This is a genomic window from Aeromicrobium sp. (assembly GCF_032084975.1).
GTDB lineage: Bacteria > Actinomycetota > Actinomycetes > Propionibacteriales > Nocardioidaceae > Aeromicrobium.
Map to the genome: position 1 here is coordinate 1 of NZ_DAMDLR010000065.1, position 13,905 is coordinate 13,905.

The following is a 13,905-nucleotide window of genomic DNA, read 5'->3' on the forward strand; positions in this document are numbered from 1 at the left end:
GTCGTTCTCGCGCGCTTCTTGGCCATCGGTGCTCCTTCCGTCGGGGGCACCAGTGTGGCCCACGACGCGTGCGAGCGTGTCGGGACGTCGGGACGAGACGAGCCAGTAGGGAGTCGGGTCCGCCGGATCGACGACCTCGACGCGGACGCCGCGGTCGATCCACGGTCGCGTCAGCAGGAAGGCGCGGTCGGTGCCGGCGCGGTCCAGCGCGACCCGCCACGCGGCGGGCTCGAGCGAGTCGACGGCCCCCAGGTGAGGACCGTCGAGGTGGGCCTCGCCGGCGCGGAACCGTCCGGGCGACGCGTCGATGACGATCGAGCCCCAGCGCCACAGTGCGGCCCCGAGCAGCACCAGGGCGACCAGTCCGGCGATGCCGGCGACGGCGGGGGTGGTGGCGACGAGCAGCAGCCATGCGAGCGTGACGGCCAGCAGGACGACGATCGCCCACCAGGTCCCGGAGGCGGTCAGGCGTTCGACATGGCGAGGGGGGTTCGATTCCACTGCTCCACTGTGCCTGACGGCGGGTGACCGTCGGGACGCGGCCGATGGGCCGACCCGGAGTGCGGGTCGGCCCACCGGCCTCACGTGCGTGCCAACTCAGCGGCGCAGCTTCCACCCCTTGCCGGCCTTGACGGTGATCTTCACCGGCACGAAGCCCGGACGCTGCGCGGTGATGACCACACGAATGCGCTTGCCGGCCAGCCGGGGCTTGAGCGCCAGCCGCTTCTTGGTGGCCCCGGCGATCGGCTTGCCGTTCGCGAACCAACGGTAGGACACCTTGGCAGCGCTCGGGCTCAGGACCGGAGCCTGCGCCCGCAGGATGCGCCCGACGCGATACGAGCCCTTCACCGTGGCCTTGCGCTTGGTCGCGAACGAACGCGGCAGGGTCCCCAAGGAGGTGATCGTCCGGACGGTCGCGTAACCCTCTCGGGCCGACGCGATGCCGACGCGGATGACCTGCCCGCCCCACGCGGCCTTGAGCTTCAGGCGGCTCGAGGTCGCTCCGGGGATCGGCGTCGAGCCGCGGTACCACTGGTAGGTCACCGAGCCCGGAGCCGGACGCAGCGTGCCGGGACGGACGGTCACTGTCCGGCCGGACCTGTAGACGCCCGAGACCGACGGCTGGGACACCGTGACGAACTCCTTGGGTCCCTGCGATTCGTCGGACTTCTTCTCGCCCTCGGTCCACCACGACTCGCCGTACGTCGTGTCGCGCAGCGTGTTGGTGACACAGTGGATCTGGCCACTCCGGCTCGTGTAGAAGTAGTCCTCGGCCCACTGGACCTGCGTGCCGACCTCGGCGAAGCGCTCCTCGATCTCGGCCTGGAAGACGTCCTGACCGTCGACCGCCGGCACGTGCTGGGTCGGGATGTACACGACGTCTCGACCGGTGCCGATGAGGTTGGACGCGTTCGGCACCTGGACCCCGACGCGACCCGTTCCACGGTCGCTGTACAGCACGGGGACCCGGATGATGTCGTCGTCGGTCAGCCCGGTCTCCTCGCGCAGGACGCGCAGGGCCTTGTTGACGCCGGCGTGGCCGATCGCGGTACCGCTGATGATCGCGTCGCTGCTGACGGCCTCGCCGACCGTCATCTCCGGAGGGTTCGAGCCCGCCGGCGGCACGAGTCCGTACGGCGTGTAGAGGCGCTCGTCGCCGCGACCGTCCTCGACCACCTCGGTCAGGATGTCCAACGCGAGCTTCGGGTCGGCCGCGACCACGGCCCAGCCCCGCTCGTTGTCGGCCGGGATGACCGACATGAACTCGTCGATGTGACCGACGCCCAGCCAGCTGGTGTCGACGGTGATCGGGTCCTGGAACCCCTGCCGCTCGAGCATCTCGTTGAAGGCCGGGTCGGCCGTGAAGCCCGTCCCGGGCACCGCGCCGAGCACCTTGCGTCCGAGCGGGTACTTCTTGCCGTCGTGCTCGTAGGCGGGCAGCGTGCCGTAGTTGCCCGTGGAGCCGCGGGTGTCGTAGCTCTGGCCCGGGATCGCCGCGGGGACGTACGCCGGGTCGAAGTGCTGGACACCCGCGACGTCCGGTCCGCGCAGCTCGGTGAAGACCACGCGGCCCGTCTGGCGGAACGGGTTCTGTCCGGCGTTGTCGCGACCGTCGCGGACGGGCGCACGGACGAAGACCCGCATCTGCTGCTCGCCGGACTCCGACGGGATCGACATGAGGCCGGGCTCCATGATGTCCTGCGTCCAGATGTCGGTGCCGTTGCCGCCGCCGCGGGCGCCCTGCATGCTGGGCAGCTTCTCGAGCTGGACGTCGCCGCCCATGCGCTCGATCCCCTCGAGGAAGTCCGCGGCCATCGCGTCGGCGTTCGACTTCGTGCGCAGGGTGGCCGCGGTGGGCTCGGGCAGCTCGGCGCCCTCGTAGACCGACGTCTCGTTGTCGGCCATGTAGAGCTTCTCGATCGGCATGCGATCGGTGACGAACAGCAGGGGAGCGACGCGCATCTCCACCTGGTCGGTGGCGACCTGCTTGGCACCCTGGCGATGGACGACCCGAACGGTCACCTGACCGTCCCACGAGGCGTCGCGGATGATGTCCTTGCCCTCGATGCCGAGCTCGACACCGTCCGCGATGAGGTCGGCGGGCAGCTTGCCGGTGGCGGACAGTGGCGCCCAGTCGCCCGCGGCGGAGCCGGAGCCGCGCTTGACGAACACGTTCACCTTCGTGGCGCCCACGCCGCGCAGCTCGACGCGGACGGAGCTGACGTCGTCGGTGTCCACGGGCTGCACCCGGACGCGAGCCAGGTCCAGGACGTCGCTGTCACCGTTCACCACGCCGTCCGCGGCGTCGTGGCACGAGGCCAGCTGGACGTCCGTGAGCTGGACGCCGCCTGCGCCGATCGTCGGGCAACGACTCGTGTCGTCGTCGAGGTTCGCCAGGAACAGGGCGCCGCGGTCCTTGGTCCACGTCGCACGGCCCTGGGCGTCGGCGGCGGTCAGCGCCCCGTCACGGTCGGTGTCGGCCAGGATCAGCGCCGAGGTCTGGATGGCGCCGTTCGCGGGCGCGGCGGTCGCCACCGCGACGGTGCCCGCCGCCAGGACCGATCCGGCCAGCAGGGCCGAGCCGAAGCCGCGCACGCGGCCGCGCCTCGTCGGCGTCTCGGGATCTCGTTCGAACATGGTCTCTCGCTCTCAGTCGAAGACGGTCCGGGCGGGCCGTCACGACGAGTACAGCGAGGCCGCGTGCCGATCCGGTTCCGCTCGTGTTGAGAACCGGTGAGTTCAAATGAGACTGGTGCGTCGCCGGGCTCATCACGGGCCGGGACGCGACGCGTCGGGCCGGCGCTCGTGACCGAGCAGCGAGGGGTCGGCCAGCGCGAGCACGCGCGTGCCGAGGGCGAAACCGCGCAGGTCCGTCGTCCGGACGAGGTACTCCTCGGCGACGAGATGCTTGACGATGCGAAAGATCGTCGCCCGGGACAGCGGCAGCAGGGCGGTGAGCTCGCGTGCGGTGAGGCCGGGACCGTGCTGGGCGACGGCCTCGAGGACGGCGAATGCGTGGTCGAACGCGCTGGGCTGCCGGGCGTGGAACTGAGTCTGGTCAGTGGCTGTCACGGCCGTCTCCGGTCCCCAGGGGCACCCACACGTCGGTGGCGAGCGGCACCTCGTGCGCGCCCAGGACGACACGCCTGCGGGCGAGCCGGCGGGCGATGCCCAGGCGCCACAGCACGGCGGCCACTCCCAGAGCGAGCAGCCAGGCCAGCGTGGACACCGCGCCGGCGGGGGTGGCGACGAGTCGCTCGAGCAGCACGGCGAGGACTCCCGCGACCGCGACGGACGCCGCGATCGTGGTGACGGGTCGTGACTCGTCGATGCGTGCCAGGAAGGCGATCAGCGCCACGGCGGTGAGCGCGTACGCGACGCACAGGATCGACGTGGCGACCCGCAGCAGGTCCCACGCGACACTCGTCGGTGCCCCGCCCGCGAGCCACACGGCGACGGGAGGGCCCAGGACGACCGGAAGGACGACCACGACCGCGAGCCACGGCACCCCGCGGTGCGTCGTGCGGCCGAGCGCCATGGGTGCGATGCCCTCGCGGGCGAACGAGAAGATGACGCGCGCCACCGCGTTCCAGGCGCAGAAGGCCAGCGCGAGGAAGGACGCCGCGAGCACCAGCAGGACGATCCCGTCCGGGGCGGACACCTGCTCCCCGGGGGCGAACCAGCGGAAGGAGTAGGGCGCCATCGACGGCGGGAGCACGGTGCCGACCGCGTTGGCCGCGGCGAAGAGGACGCCGGTCAGCGCGAGCGATCCGAACATCGCGCGGGGCACGTCCCGCAGGGGTCGGCCGGCCTCGAGGCCCAGGGCGGCGCTGCTCTCGAAGGCGACGGTCAAGGTGGCGATGAGTGCCGCACCGGACGCGATGCGCGCGGGCGAGGCGCCCGCCAGGGAGAGTGCCTCGACCTGCGGGACGCCGAACCGCCACACCAGCGCGCCGAGGACGGTGAGCAGCGCCGTGATGCTGACCGCCTCGATGGCGAACGCGGCCCGGGACGCCCACGCGATCCCGGCGCCGATGATCGCCAGGCAGACCAGCGCGGTGAGCACCACGGCCATGAGTCCGTCGGTGGGCTCGATCTGCCGGCCGCCGAAGGCGGACCACGCGCGCTCGGACCGGGAGACCGCTCCGGAGATCCCGGCTCCCACGAGCACGCCGTACCCGAGGACGAGGGACACACCCACGAGCAGCGCGGGTGTCGGCCCGAGCCCTTTCGCGGCGAACGTGTAGAGCGAGCCCCCGGAAGCGAACCGCTGGGCGAACTCGCCCAGGACGAACGCCACGACCAGCGCGAGGCCGTACCCGGCGATCGTGCTGATCCAGAACCCCGGTCCGACGATCGACGGCAGGGCCAGCCCGGTGCCGAGAGCGCTCAGCGACGGGGTCAGGACCGCGACCGAGTGGGCCGCGAGGTCGCTGCGCCGTACCCGCCGCCGGGCGACGCCCTCGAACCGGGACCGTTCGGGCCACGCGGGGGCGCGCGAGCTGTCTTCCACGGGACAGGAACGTAGGCGCGCGAGGTGACGCGACGGCCGCGAACACGTCACAGCCGGGTTACGCGCTGGGTCCGGTGCGGCAATCCGCAGTATCGTCGCCACCGTGACCGAGGTGCTGATCCGTCGGGTGGCCGACGCCGTCCCGATCCCGACCTACGCCCACCCCGCCGATGCCGGCGCCGACCTCGTCTCGACGGTCGACGTCACGCTGGCGCCGGGTGAGCGCCGCCTCGTGCCCACGGGCATCGAGATCGCCCTGCCCGAGGGCTTCGCCGCCTTCATCCACCCGCGGTCGGGACTCGCGCTGCGACACGGCCTGTCGGTCGTGAACACGCCCGGCACGATCGATGCTGGCTACCGCGGCGAGGTCAAGGTGCTGCTCGTCAACCACGACCAGCACGAGGCGGTGCGCATCGAGCGCGGCGACCGGATCGCCCAGCTGGTGGTGCAGCGGGTCGAGCACGCGCGGTTCGTCGAGGTCGACACCTTGCCGGAGTCGGTGCGCGGCGCGGGCGGGTACGGTTCCTCGGGTGGTCACGCCTCGATCGAGGCGACGACGGAAGGAAGTTCGTGATGTGGGGTCGCAAGAAGAACGGCGCGGACGCGCCCGGACAGCCCGCCGCGCCTGAGCCGGTCGAGGTCACCGGGGCGCGCGCCGACGGGCCCTTCGACGTGACCGAGCGACCGGTCGGCCCGGCCGACGAGTACATCGACCTGGGCTCGCTGCTGATCCGGATACGCCCGGACATCGAGGTCCAGCTGCCCACCGAGGACGACGTCGTCACGGCGGTGCTCGTCACGGCGCAGGACTCCGCGGTCGAGCTGCGGCCCTTCGCGGGCAACCGCAGCGGCGGCACGTGGGACGGCGTCCGCACCGAGCTGCGCGAGCAGGTCGAGGAGCGCAAGGGCACCTTCACCGAGGTCGACGGCCCGTTCGGCCCCGAGATCCTCGCGCAGTTCCCGGCCACGGCCCCCGACGGCTCGGCGGCGATCCAGCCCGCACGGTTCATCGGCATCGAGGGCCCTCGCTGGGTCGTCCGTGCGACGATCCTGGGCGCGGCCGGCCTCGAGTCGACGAACGAGGGCGTGTTCATGGAGATCCTGCGCGACCTGCGCGTGCGTCGCGGCGAGGAGCCGCGGATCCTGCGCGAGTCGCTGCCGCTCACCCTGCCGCCGGACGCCCAGCGCATCGAGGAGTAGAGCCGATGCCAGGGGTGGTCTCGCGCTGGGTCGACCGCTACTCGGTCGAGCGCCAGGAGGACGAGGAGCTGCGCAGCCGCACCCTTGCAGCCGGCTGCTCGTCGATCGTCGAGACGTCCGCGCGGACCCGCACCGAGGTGCACGGCGTGCTGAGCAGCGTCACCCTGCGCCCGCTGGGCGACGTGACCGCGCTTGAGGCACAGCTCTACGACGGCACGGGCACCGTCACCCTCGTGTGGTGGGGACGCCGGCGCATCGAGGGCATCCGTCCCGGCCGGTCACTGACCGCCACGGGCCGGCTCGGCGTCCGGGGGACCGAGCGCGTGATCTACAACCCCGCCTACCGACTGGACGCCGCATGAGTGCCGCAGAGGAACGCCCCACCGCCGACGTCGCCACGGTCGAGCAGCTGGTCCGCCAACGACTCGCCGAGGCCTTCGGGGGAGTGCGCGGCATCGTCGAGGCCGCCGTGCCCACGGCGACGTTCACGGTCTGCTACCTCACGACGCGCGACCTGAAGCTGGCGTTGATCATCGCCTCGGCCCTGACGGCGGTGCTGCTGATCGTGCGGGTCGCCCAGCGGTCGAACCCGCAGTTCGTCATCAACGCGCTGGTCGGCATCGGCATCGCGGCGCTGTTCGCGTCCCGGTCCGGTGAGGCGCGCGACGTCTTCCTGCCCGGGATCATCTACAACGCGGGCTACGCGGTCGTCCTGGTCGCGACGGTGCTCATCGGCTGGCCCGCGATCGGGCTCATGATCGGCGCGCTCGTGGGAGACATGACGCAATGGCGCCGCGACGCGGGCATGCGACGGCTCTGCAACCGGCTGACGCTGCTGTTCGCGCTGCCGTGCGTCGTGCGCGTCGTGGTCCAGTACCCGCTCTACCTCGCGGACCAGATCGCCTGGCTGGGTGCCTCGAAGATCGTCATGGGCTGGCCGTTGCAGATCGCCGCGCTGCTGGCGATGGTGTGGCTGCTCAGCCGCAACAGCACGCCGTTGTCCGACCCCGGCGGACCCGCCCTCCGGGCCTGACGCGAGCGCGGCTCAGCGCGCCGACAGCAACGCGGCCAGTGCGGCCTCGGCGTCGGAGGGGGTCACGAAGAGCAGCTCGTCGCCGGCCTCGACCGTACGGTCGGGCTCGGGTGGCAGGGTCTCGTGCTGGCGCAGCACGACGACGACCGTGACGCCCTCGGGCCAGTCGATGTCGCCGATCCGGCTTCCCACGTGCGGCGAGTCGGCCGGGACCGTCAGCTCGACGAGGTTCGTGTCGCTCTGGCGGAACGTGAAGAGGCGCACCAGGTCTCCGACGGCCACGGCCTCCTCGACCAGCGCCGCCATGATGCGGGGCGTGGACACCGCCACGTCGACGCCCCAGGACTCGTCATACAGCCACTCGTTGCTGGGGTTGTTCACCCGGGCGACCGTCCGCGGGACCGTGAACTCGGTCTTCGCGAGCAGCGACATCACCAGGTTGGCCTTGTCGTCGCCGGTCGCGGCGATGGCGACGTCGCACGTCTCGAGGCGGGCCTCCTCGAGGGTCGCCAGCTCGCACGCGTCGGCCAGCAGCCACTGGGCGCCGGGCACGCGGTCTCGCCGGACCGTCGTGGCGGCACGGTCGATGATCAGGACCTCGTGGCCGTGGTCCAGCAGCTCCAGGGCGACGGAGCGTCCGACGGCCCCACCCCCGCCGATCACGACGCGCATCAGTCGTCCTCCTTCGGCCCGGCCGACAACGCGGCGAGCGCTCGGTCCGCCTCGCCGTCGACGAGGAAGAGGTTCAGGTGGTCGCCCTCCTGGACCACGGTGTCCCCGGTGACCTGCAGGCCGGCGCCGAGCCGGGTGATGAAGGCGACCCGCGCACCCGTGCCGGCCTCGAGGGCCGCGACGGTGCGGCCCACCCAGGCGAAGGGCGCGTACGCGGTGTCGAGGCGCAGTCGGCCAGACGGGTCGCGCCACGCCGGCTCCGAGCCTGCGGGCAGCAGGCGGCGCAGCACCTGGTCCGCGGCCCACGGGACGGTGGCGACGCTGGGGATGCCCAGTCGCTCGTAGACCTCGGCGCGGCCGGCGTCGTAGATGCGGGCGACGACGTTCTCGACGTGGAACAGCTCACGCGCCACGCGGGCGGCGATGATGTTCGAGTTGTCACCACTGGACACGGCGGCGAAGGCGTCGGCGCGCTCGATCCCGGCGGTGCTCAGCACGTCGCGGTCGAAGCCCATCCCCGTGACCTTGAGCCCTTTGAAGTCGGGTCCCAGGCGACGGAACGACTCCGGGTCGATGTCGATGACCGCTGTGGAGTGTCCGCGTGACTCGAGGCTGCGGGTGAGGGTCGCACCGACGCGTCCGCACCCCATGATCACGATGTGCACACCGGCGACGCTACACCGGTCCTGGACAGGTCTAGCATCAGCCGGGTGGGTTTGACCGGAGCGCTGAAACGCGCGGTGATCGGGCGGAAACTGCGTACCTCCCAGATGGACGAGACGCTGCTGCCGAAGCGTGTCGCGCTGCCGGTGTTCGCCAGCGACGCGCTCTCGTCGGTGGCGTACGCCCCGGACGAGATCTTCCTGACCCTGTCGATGGGCGGGCTGTCGGCGTACGCGTTCAACTGGCAGGTCGGCATCGCGGTCGTGGTCGTGATGCTCACGGTCGTGGCGTCCTACCGGCAGAACGTGCGGGCCTACCCCAGCGGCGGCGGTGACTACGAGGTCGCCACCGTGAACCTGGGCCCCACCGCGGGCCTCACGGTCGCGAGCGCGCTCATGGTCGACTACGTGCTGACGGTGGCCGTGTCGATCTCCTCGGGCGTGCAGAACGGGACCGCCGCGCTGCCGTTCCTCAAGGGACACGAGGCGTTGGTCGCGGTGGGACTGGTCGTCCTGCTCACGGCCGTCAACCTGCGCGGCACGAAGGAGTCCGGCACCGCCTTCGCCATCCCGACCTACCTGTTCATGCTCGCGATCGGGTCGATGGCGGTGTGGGGGTTCGCCCAGTACGCGATGGGCCAGCTGCCGCAGGTCGAGAGCGCGCAGTACGAGATCGCCGCCGAGGACCCGTTCGCCGGCGCCGCGTCCGGCTTCGCGATGGCCTACCTGCTGGCTCGCGCCTTCTCGTCGGGCTGCGCGGCGCTCACGGGGGTCGAGGCGATCAGCAACGGCGTGCCCGCGTTCCGCAAGCCCAAGAGCCGCAACGCCGCCACGACCCTGCTGTTGCTCGGCACGATCTCCATCGTGATGCTCATGAGCATCATCGTGCTGGCCGACCTGATGGACCTGCGCTATGTCGAGGACCCGGCCCACCAGCTGCTGCTCGACGGCCAGCCGGTGGGGGAGGGCCACGTCCAGGAGACGGTCCTGGCCCAGTTGGCGCACGCGTTGTTCGCCGGCTTCCCGCCGCTGTTCTACTTCGTCATCGCGTGCACCGGCGTCATCTTGATCCTCGCGGCGAACACGGCGTTCAACGGATTCCCGGTGCTGGGCTCGATCCTGGCCCGCGACGGCTACCTGCCCCGCCAGCTGCACACGCGCGGCGACCGGCTCGCGTTCAGCAACGGGATCATCCTCCTGGCGGCGGCGGCCAGCGTGCTGATCGTCGCGTTCGATGCCGAGGTCACGAAGCTCATCCAGCTCTACATCGTCGGGGTGTTCGTCTCGTTCACGCTGAGCCAGCTCGGCATGATCCGGCACTGGACGCGGCTGCTGGGGACCGAGACGGACGCCGTCGAACGTCGGCGCATGCATCGGTCGCGCGCCGTCAACGGATTCGGCCTGGCGATGACCGGTGCCGTCCTGGTGATCGTCCTGATCACGAAGTTCCTCGCCGGCGCATGGATCGCGATCCTGGCGATGGTCGGCGTCTTCCTGGTGATGCGGGGGATCTCCCGGCACTACAGCCACGTCGCGAGCGAGCTGGCCGTCGAGTCCGGCGACGTCGCCCTGCCGTCGCGCGTCCACGCGGTCGTCCTGGTCAGCAAGCTGCACAAGCCCACGATGCGGGCGCTCGCGTACGCCCGGGTCGGCCGGCCCAGCTCGCTCGAGGCCGTGACGGTCGAGCTCGACCCGGAGGAGACCGCCGCCCTCTCGGCGCGCTGGGAGGAGCTCGGGGTGCCGGTGGCGCTGCGCGTCCTGGACTCGCCGTATCGTGAGGTCGTGCGGCCGATCGTGCGCCACGTGAAGCAGCGGCGTACCGAGAACCCGCGTGACATCGTCACCGTCTACGTACCCGAGTACGTCGTCGGCCGGTGGTGGGAGCAGCTGCTGCACAACCAGACGGCGCTGCGCCTCAAGGCCCGGCTGCTGTTCGTGCCGGGCGTCCTGGTCGTCAGCGTGCCGTTCCAGCTGGCCTCGGCCAAGCATGCTGTCCCGACGGACACGCGACCCAGTCCCGGCGACATCCGCCGGGGGATCGGAGTGGAGCACCATGACTGACCCCGTCGTCGAGGTCGGTCCCGTCGCGCACGGCGGGCACTGTGTGGCCCGGCTCGACGGCCAGGTCGTCTTCGTCCGCCACGCCCTGCCCGGCGAGACGGTGCGGATCCGGGTCACCGAGAGGTCCAAGCGGTTCCTGCGCGCCGACGCCGTCGAGGTCATCGAGTCGTCGCCTGATCGCGTGACGCCCCAGTGCCCCTTGTCGGGACCGGGGATGTGCGGCGGCTGCGACTTCCAGCACGTCTCGGGCGAGGGGCAGCTGACGCTGCTGACCGACGTCGTCCGCGAGCAGCTGCGGCGGCTCGCCGGGATCGACTGGCCGGGCCGGGTCGAGTCCGTCGGGGGACTGCTCGACTGGCGCACCCGCGTGGTCTGGTCGGTCGCCGAGAACGGGTACTCGGGCCTGCGGCGCCACCGCAGCCACGACGTCGTCCCCGTCCCGCGGTGCCCGATCGCGCACCCGGACCACCCCGATGTGAGTGGCCAGCTGTGGGACGAGCCGCGGGTCGAGTCGATCGTCTCGTCGACCGGGCAGCGCCTCGTCGTCACGGACGCCTCGATCGGTGACGAGCTCGAGGCCGAGGTCGACGGGGTCGTCGCGTCCGACGGAACAGTCCGTGCCGGCACCGGCACGGTCGTCGAGCAGGTGCACGGACGCCGGTTCTCGGTCAGTGGCTCCGGCTTCTGGCAGGTGCATCCGCAGTCGGCCACGACCCTGGTCGACGCGGTCCTCGCCGGTGCGGACATCCAGCCGGGCGACCGTGTCCTGGACCTCTACGCCGGAGCCGGACTGTTCTCGGCTTTCCTCGCGACGCAGTGCGCGCCCGGAGAGCTGGTCAGCGTCGAAGGCAACCGCCGGGCCTCGGCGGATGCTCGCGGCAACCTGTCCGACCTCGCGAACGCCACGATCGTCCACGCGCCGGTCGAGCGGGCGCTGGCGCGCGGGAGCCTGGGTGACTCGGCCGACGTCGTCGTGCTCGACCCGCCCCGCACGGGTGCGAAGGAGGCCGTGCCCGCGATCGCCGCGCTCGCGCCTCGCCGCATCGTCTACGTGGCGTGCGATCCCGCCGCCCTCGCCCGCGACGTGGCGACCTTCGGCCGGCTCGGCTACCGGCTCGAGTCGCTGCGCGGGTTCGCGCTGTTCCCGATGACGCACCACGTCGAGTGCGTGGCGGTGCTTGCGCCGGCGTGACGGGTCGGGTTGAGTCTCGACCGTGATCTACGCCGACCCCCACGCCTGTCCCGCCTGCCGGGGCGCGATCTCGGGGGAGCCGCGATGCCCCCACTGCGACTTCGACCTCGGGTCGAAGCAGGCGCGGCAGCTGTGGGCGCTGTTCCAGGAGGCCGACCGTCTCGTCCGGAACGGGCGCTCGGCGCCTCGCCACTCCACGACGGTCCCCACGGCCGCCCGGGCAACCACTGCGGCGACCGCGGGATCGCCCGTCGCGGCACGCGCGGATCTGGGCATCGGCACACTTCGATCCTCATCGGTCGAGCCGCCGCGATCGTGGTCGACCGGCTCGATCCTGCTCGGCCTCGGTGCGGTGTGCCTCGTCGTCGCCGCCATCATCTTCGCGACCGTCGCGTGGGGGAGCCTGGGCATCCTGGGGCGCGCCCTCATCCTGCTCGCCGTCACCGGTGTGGTCGGCGCAGGCGCGGCATGGGCGACCCGGCGCCGCCTGTTCGGCGCCGCCGAGGCGCTGTGGGGCGTCTTCCTCGGCCTGATCACGGTCGACGTCCTCGCCGCGGTGGCCGAAGGGCTCTTCGGGCTGGACTGGTCCGACTTCGCCGTCGTCTCGGTCGCCTGGACCGCGGTCGTGCTGGCAGCGGCGGTCGCGATCGTGCGCTGGGCGCGGTCCCGGTTCGAGCACGATCTCGTCGTCCCGCAGCTGGGTGCGGGGCTGGCCGTGTGGATCAGCGCACCCGCGGTCGGTTTCCGCGTCGGTGACGTCCTCGGTCGCGACGAGCTGTGGTTCTGGGCGGCCCTGGTCGCGTTCGGCGTCGCGCTGGTCGTCGTCGCCGTCGCGCACCGCACCGCCATGAGGTGGGCGCTGTGGCCGAGCGCGGTGCTCGTGCTGGGCATCGGCGTGGTCCTCGTCCTGGCCGCCATCGGCGCACTGTCGTCGGGGGACCCGGTCGTCACCGTGCTGGAGGCACTCCCGGCCCTGACCCTCGTCGCGGTCGCCGCCGCGGGCGCCGCCGTGCTCGACCGCCTGCGCCCCTGGTTGGCCGGCTTCGCCGCGCTGGCCGTGATGTGGGTCGTCGGTGCCGTCGTCAACGGGTGGGCGTGGTCCGCCGGGTGGTCGACGACGCTCGCGTGGGTCGTCCTCGCTGTGATCGTGGCGGTGCTGGCCGTCACCGCACGAGCCGGGGACGGCTGGGCGCTCGGACTCCGGTGGGCCTCGGTCCTCGCGGGGAGCGCGGTCCTGCTCTGGGCGTCCGGGGTCGCCGTGGCGAACCTGCAGCGGATCGACACGGCCGCGTGGTTCGCCTCGCCGGCCAGCGTGTGGGTGCGTCCGGCCGAGAACGAGTTCGTCCAGGGCTGGTGGGTCCTCGCGGTGGTCGCGCCGATCCTCGTCGCGTGGTGGGCGGCCCGGCGCTGGACGTCGCCCACGCTGGTCCCGGCGTCGTGGTGGCGTCCCCTGGCCGAGATCGTCGCCGGGGCGACGGTCGTCACGGCGGTCGCGTCGACCTTCCTGCCGTTCCTCCTGCACGCCGCGACCCTCGCGGTCGTCGGTGCCCTGCTCGCCGTCAGCCTGCGTCGTGCCCCGTGGTTCTTCGCTCTCGTTCCGCCGGTCGTGGTGGCGTTCTCGATGATCGTGGTCCCGTCCGAGGCCGCCGTGACGGTGTGGGGCTGGGCGATGGCCACCGCCGGCCTCGCGGTCTGTGCCGCGGTGAGCCCGCACGCGCAGGAGCGTCCCCGCCGAGCCGTCTCCGCCGTGTCCGCCGGTCTCGCTGCCGCCGCCGGCATCGCCACCGTCGTGCAGGTGGCCGACCTGATGGACCTCGCGCCGGGCTGGCCCGAGACGATCCTGGTGATCCTGGCCGCGGCCTCCCTGCTGCTGAGCCTCGCGCTGGACGAGCTGCCCTGGCACCGGCTGGCCGTCGAGGTCGTCGCCGGCCTGGCCTTCCTCGCGGGTGTGCTGGCCGAGAGCGACGACCTCGCGACGGTCGCCCTGTTCTGCACGATCGGCGCCGTCGCCGCCGCGATCGTCGGCCTGCTCGATGACGACCGGCCGTACCTGCGCTGGGTCGCGGTGGGC

Annotated in this window: 13 protein-coding genes; 7 read left to right on the forward strand and 6 right to left on the reverse strand. The window is 72.2% G+C overall.

Going from position 1 to position 13,905, the window contains the following annotated elements:
- From RT323_RS13120 to RT323_RS13135, 4 genes are all read right to left on the reverse strand, one after another.
- Positions 1–501 (reverse strand): DUF3093 domain-containing protein (locus RT323_RS13120; protein WP_313409235.1); only part of this gene is annotated, 501 nt, incomplete at its 3' end.
- Positions 502–597: 96 nt separating this feature from the next.
- Positions 598–3,138, reverse strand: a complete 2,541-nt coding sequence (locus RT323_RS13125) for a protein-arginine deiminase family protein (RefSeq protein WP_313409238.1) — start codon at positions 3,136–3,138, stop codon at positions 598–600.
- Between the two features lie 132 nt (positions 3,139–3,270).
- Complete coding sequence (locus RT323_RS13130; protein WP_313409241.1) at positions 3,271–3,573, reverse strand: MarR family transcriptional regulator; 303 nt, start codon at positions 3,571–3,573, stop codon at positions 3,271–3,273.
- Positions 3,560–5,014, reverse strand: a complete 1,455-nt coding sequence (locus RT323_RS13135) for an APC family permease (protein WP_313409244.1) — start codon at positions 5,012–5,014, stop codon at positions 3,560–3,562. The genes RT323_RS13130 and RT323_RS13135 overlap by 14 nt, the downstream gene beginning before the upstream one ends.
- A 103-nt stretch (positions 5,015–5,117) precedes the next feature.
- Between RT323_RS13135 and dut the strand changes: the two genes are divergently transcribed.
- The 4 genes from dut to RT323_RS13155 are packed head-to-tail and all read left to right on the forward strand — an operon-like array spanning position 5,118 to position 7,247.
- Entirely contained in the window at positions 5,118–5,588 is a 471-nt protein-coding gene (gene dut / locus RT323_RS13140; protein WP_313409247.1) for a dUTP diphosphatase, read from the forward strand.
- Positions 5,588–6,214: a DUF3710 domain-containing protein gene (locus tag RT323_RS13145; RefSeq protein ID WP_313409249.1), complete on the forward strand. Its 627-nt coding sequence runs from the start codon at positions 5,588–5,590 to the stop codon at positions 6,212–6,214. The genes dut and RT323_RS13145 overlap by 1 nt, the downstream gene beginning before the upstream one ends.
- A gap of 5 nt (positions 6,215–6,219) precedes the next feature.
- Complete coding sequence (locus tag RT323_RS13150) at positions 6,220–6,576, forward strand: OB-fold nucleic acid binding domain-containing protein (protein WP_313409251.1); 357 nt, start codon at positions 6,220–6,222, stop codon at positions 6,574–6,576.
- Entirely contained in the window at positions 6,573–7,247 is a 675-nt protein-coding gene (locus RT323_RS13155) for a DUF3159 domain-containing protein (RefSeq protein ID WP_313409253.1), read from the forward strand. Before RT323_RS13150 ends, RT323_RS13155 begins: the two co-directional genes overlap by 4 nt.
- A 12-nt stretch (positions 7,248–7,259) precedes the next feature.
- Here the strand turns inward: RT323_RS13155 and RT323_RS13160 are convergent, their stop codons facing one another.
- A complete protein-coding gene (locus RT323_RS13160; protein WP_313409256.1) occupies positions 7,260–7,919 on the reverse strand; it encodes a TrkA family potassium uptake protein in 660 nt (219 codons plus the stop codon).
- The gene (locus tag RT323_RS13165; RefSeq protein WP_313409266.1) at positions 7,919–8,569 is read right to left on the reverse strand and encodes a TrkA family potassium uptake protein; all 651 of its coding nucleotides are present in this window, start codon (positions 8,567–8,569) and stop codon (positions 7,919–7,921) included. The genes RT323_RS13160 and RT323_RS13165 overlap by 1 nt, the downstream gene beginning before the upstream one ends.
- 120 nt (positions 8,570–8,689) lie before the next feature.
- On the opposite strand from RT323_RS13165, the gene RT323_RS13170 reads away from it, so the two are divergent.
- From RT323_RS13170 to RT323_RS13180, 3 genes are all read left to right on the forward strand, one after another.
- Positions 8,690–10,642 (forward strand): APC family permease, encoded by a 1,953-nt coding sequence (locus RT323_RS13170; RefSeq protein ID WP_313409258.1) that lies wholly within the window; start codon positions 8,690–8,692, stop codon positions 10,640–10,642.
- Positions 10,635–11,834, forward strand: coding sequence for a TRAM domain-containing protein (locus RT323_RS13175; RefSeq protein WP_313409261.1), 1,200 nt, complete (start codon positions 10,635–10,637; stop codon positions 11,832–11,834). The genes RT323_RS13170 and RT323_RS13175 overlap by 8 nt, the downstream gene beginning before the upstream one ends.
- 22 nt (positions 11,835–11,856) lie before the next feature.
- Positions 11,857–13,905, forward strand: a 2,049-nt coding sequence (locus RT323_RS13180; protein ID WP_313409263.1) for a hypothetical protein, incomplete at its 3' end; no start/stop codon positions are given.

Excerpts from the sequence above, each read along its gene's own strand:
- RT323_RS13145 (WP_313409249.1), top strand. The coding sequence starts at position 5,588 with ATGTGGGGTCGCAAGAAGAACGGCGCGGACGCGCCCGGACAGCCCGCC.
- RT323_RS13125 (WP_313409238.1), bottom strand. The coding sequence starts at position 3,138 with ATGTTCGAACGAGATCCCGAGACGCCGACGAGGCGCGGCCGCGTGCGC.
- RT323_RS13155 (WP_313409253.1), top strand. The coding sequence starts at position 6,573 with ATGAGTGCCGCAGAGGAACGCCCCACCGCCGACGTCGCCACGGTCGAG.
- RT323_RS13170 (WP_313409258.1), top strand. The coding sequence starts at position 8,690 with ATGGACGAGACGCTGCTGCCGAAGCGTGTCGCGCTGCCGGTGTTCGCC.
- RT323_RS13175 (WP_313409261.1), top strand. The coding sequence starts at position 10,635 with ATGACTGACCCCGTCGTCGAGGTCGGTCCCGTCGCGCACGGCGGGCAC.
- RT323_RS13160 (WP_313409256.1), bottom strand. The coding sequence starts at position 7,919 with ATGCGCGTCGTGATCGGCGGGGGTGGGGCCGTCGGACGCTCCGTCGCC.
- RT323_RS13165 (WP_313409266.1), bottom strand. The coding sequence starts at position 8,569 with ATGGGGTGCGGACGCGTCGGTGCGACCCTCACCCGCAGCCTCGAGTCA.
- RT323_RS13150 (WP_313409251.1), top strand. The coding sequence starts at position 6,220 with ATGCCAGGGGTGGTCTCGCGCTGGGTCGACCGCTACTCGGTCGAGCGC.